This window comes from Streptomyces sp. UG1 (assembly GCF_049974585.1).
GTDB lineage: Bacteria > Actinomycetota > Actinomycetes > Streptomycetales > Streptomycetaceae > Streptomyces.
On record NZ_JBNGGG010000113.1, the window covers coordinates 1 to 3,592 of the forward strand.

Annotated in this window: 3 protein-coding genes and 1 rRNA gene; all 4 read right to left on the reverse strand. The window is 69.4% G+C overall.

Annotated elements, in window-relative coordinates; translation table 11 throughout:
• Nucleotides 1–409: 409 nt before the first annotated feature.
• Nucleotides 410–1,582 carry an acetoin utilization protein AcuC gene (locus ACP4J3_RS50480; RefSeq protein ID WP_426545005.1) on the reverse strand — a complete coding sequence of 391 codons (1,173 nt, stop codon included), beginning with the start codon at nt 1,580–1,582 and terminating at the stop codon, nt 410–412.
• On the reverse strand, nt 1,533–2,750 hold the full coding sequence (locus ACP4J3_RS50485) for an MFS transporter (protein WP_426545006.1): 1,218 nt from the start codon (nt 2,748–2,750) through the stop codon (nt 1,533–1,535). The genes ACP4J3_RS50480 and ACP4J3_RS50485 overlap by 50 nt, the downstream gene beginning before the upstream one ends.
• A gap of 71 nt (nt 2,751–2,821) precedes the next feature.
• Nucleotides 2,822–3,466: an HAD family hydrolase gene (locus ACP4J3_RS50490; protein WP_426545007.1), complete on the reverse strand. Its 645-nt coding sequence runs from the start codon at nt 3,464–3,466 to the stop codon at nt 2,822–2,824.
• Nucleotides 3,467–3,527: 61 nt separating this feature from the next.
• Nucleotides 3,528–3,592: ribosomal RNA gene (gene rrf / locus ACP4J3_RS50495) — 5S ribosomal RNA — on the reverse strand; the annotation flags it as partial.

Sequence of the window (3,592 nt, forward strand, 5' to 3'; positions counted from 1 at the left end):
GCCCGGCGTCCCGACTGCCCGACTGGCCGGGCCTCCCGACTGCGCGGCCTCCCGACGCCCGGCGTCCCGACTGCCCGGCTGCCCGGCTGCCCGGCTGCCCGGCTGCCCAGCGTTCCGGCGTCCCGACTGCCCAGATGCCGGCTGCTGGCTGCTGGCTGCTGGCTGCTGGCTGCTGGCTGCTGGCTGCACAGCGTCCCGGCGGCCCGGCCCCCCGGCGGCCCCTGCCGGACCAACCCGGGGGTCCAGGGGGCGGAGCCCCCTGGCGGGGTCGAAGGGGCGGAGCCCCTGGGGATGGGAACGGGTAAGGGCGGCGGGGGCGAAACCCTAGGCGCTCAGCCACCACACACCCTCAGATCACCCCACCGACGAACTCACCCCGCCGAGAAGTCCGCCCCCCAACAGGCCACTCCTACGCCAACAACCCCCGCAACGGAAACACCGCCCGCCGAGCCGCCAGCACCGCCTGATCCAGCCGATCCCCAGGGTCGTACCCCGACTCCCAGTCCGCCCAGGACACCGGCCACCGCCCATCAGTCATCCGCGCCGGCCCCAACTGCCGCGTCCGCGCGAAAGCCTCCTGCCGCCACCCCTCCGGAATCACCGCCTCGGGCTCGATCGGCCGCCCCGCCGCGATCCCCACCAGATGCGTCCACGACCGCGGCACAACCTCCACCACGGCATAACCGCCACCCCCCAACGCAACCCACTTCCCGTCGGCGTACTCGTGCGCCAGGTCATGACACGCCACCTGCACCGCCCGCTGCGCGTCCAACGACACGGCCAGATGCGCCAGCGGATCCTCGAAGTGCGTATCGGCCCCGTGCTGCGTCACCAGCACCTGCGGCCGGAAGTCCGCGATCAGCTCCGGCACCACGGCATGGAACGCCCGCACCCACCCGGCATCCCCGGTACCCGCGGGCAGCGCCACATTCACCGCCGATCCCTCGGCACTCTGCGCACCGGTCTCCTCCGGCCACCCGGTCTGCGGAAACAAGGTCCGAGGATGCTCGTGCAGCGAGATCGTCAGCACCCTCGGATCCTCCCAGAACGCCGCCTGGACCCCGTCCCCGTGATGCACGTCCACATCGATGTACGCCACCCGCTCGGCCCCCAGCTCCAGCAACCGGGCAATGGCGAGCGAGGCGTCGTTGTAGATGCAGAAGCCCGAGGCACCACCCGGCATCGCATGGTGCAGCCCACCCGCGAAGTTCACCGCGTGCAACGCCTCCCCGCGCCACACGGCCTCCGCTGCCCCCACCGACTGCCCGGCGATCAACGCCGACACGTCATGCATCCCGGCGAACGCGGGATCGTCCATCGTCCCGAGCCCATACGACGGATCCGCCGCCCCCGGCTCGACCGAAGCCGCCTTCACGGCCTCGATGTAGTCGTCCCGGTGGACGAGCCGCAGCGTCGACTCCCCGGCCGGCTTGGCCGCGACGACCTCCACGTCCCGATCGAGCCCGAAGGCATCGACGAGCTTCCTGGTCAGGGCAAGCCGGACCGGATCCATCGGATGCTCCGGACCGAAGTCATAGCCCGTTACTGCCTCGTCCCACATCAACTGTGCGCGGCCGCTCATGCCCGTCACCGTATCGGTCCGGTTGAGCCGCGAACGAACGGGCGTACCCAAGCGTCACCAGCACCAACACCATCGGCACGAGCATCGCCCCGCGATAGCTCCACGCATCGCCCAGCGCCCCCACCAACGGCGAACCGATCAAAAACCCCACATAGTTGAAGACATTGAGTCGCGCCACGGCCGTATCCGAAGCCCCCGGGAACAGCCGCCCGGCCGCCGCGAAGGTCTGCGGCACCAGCACACACAACCCCACCCCGACCAGCGTGAACCCGGCCATCCCGACCCACGCCCCGGGTGCCGCCGCCACCACCGCGAACCCGGCCGCCGCCACCAGCGCCCCGCCCCGCACCACCACGACGGCCCCGAACCGCCGCACCCCGAAGTCCCCGATGGCCCGCCCCAGCAGCGTGGTCACCATGTACACGTTGTACGGCACGGTGGCCAACTGCTCGGAACTCCCCAGCACGTCCTGCAGATACTTCGCACTCCAGTTGGAGACGGTCGAGTCCCCGATGTACGCGAAGGTCATCACCAGACACAGCGGCAACAGCCACTTGAAGACGACGGGCCCACTCTCACCCGACCCCTGCGCCACCGCACCCTGCCCGACGCCCCCGTCGACGTACCACCGACTCCCCACCAGCGCGGCCGGCAGCAACACCACCACGACCGGCAGATACGACACGACCAGCGCCAGCTCCCAGTGCGCCCCCACCCACGCCAGCGAGGCCCCCACGATCCCGCCCAGGCTGTACGCGGCATGAAAGCTGAGCATGATGCTGCGCCCGTACGACCGCTGCAGGCTCACCCCGAGCATGTTCATCGAGGCGTCCAACGCCCCCACGGCCAGCCCGAAGGCGGCCAGCGCCACCCCCAGCTCGACCATCCGCTCCCCCGCCCCGACCCCGAGCAGCGCCAGGAGCACCACGGGCTGGGACCAGCGCAACACCCGGCTCGGCGCTATCCGCTTCACCAACCGCTCGGTCGCGACACTGCCGACACCGGCGAGAACCGGCACGGCGGCGAGAAAGGCCGGCAGCAGCGCATCGGAGACGCCGTACCGGTCCTGGATGGCCGGAATCCGGGTCACCAGCAGAGCAAAAGCGACACCCTGAGCAAAGAAGCTCAACGCCAGCGAGGCCCTGCCGCGCCGCAGCACATCAGTCATGGCGGCGAGCGTAAGGCCCCGGCGTACTGGTGGGTAGATCCAGCCAAAGATGAATTTCCTTCAGTTTTACCTCACGCGAGCAGACCAGCCAACTCACCCATGTCGGAGAAGAGTTGAGTGACCCCCGTGAGCCGCTCGGCAGGCGTCATGGCGATGAAGCCGTACACATCCATCCCCGCGGCAACGGCCGCCCGCACCCCCAGCGGACTGTCCTCGATGACAACACACCGCTCCGGCGCAACCCCCATCCGCTCCGCGGCATACAGGAACAGATCCGGCGCGGGCTTCCCCCGCCCCACATCCTGCGAGCTGAAGATCCGCGCATCATCGAACCACCTGTCCAGCCCCGCCGCCCGATGCCCCACCCGAATCCGCTCATGGCTCCCGGACGAGGCCACGCAGTACGGCACCCCGTCCGCAGCCAGCTTCTCGAGCACGTCCCCAGCGCCGGCCACGGCCTTCAACTCCCGCTCGAACGCGGCGAACACACGCGCATGGAAGACATCGTCAAAGTCCTCGGGAAGCCGCCGCCCCGTCCGCTCCAGCACCAGATCGTGAATCCGGTGCATCGCCGAGCCCATGTAGTCCCGAAGGGAGTCCTCGTACGACGTCGGGTGCCCAAGCTCGGTGAGGTACGCGGCCAGATGCCGGTTGGAAATGGGCTCGCTGTCGACGAGCACGCCGTCATTGTCGAAGATGACCAGGTCATAGCGCATACGCTCGAGCATAAACGCGAAAAGGCCCACGCCATACGGCGTGGGCCTTTCCTCAAAAATTGTTCGGCGGCGTCCTACTCTCCCACAGGGTCCCCCCTGCAGTACCATCGGCGCTGTAAGGCTTAG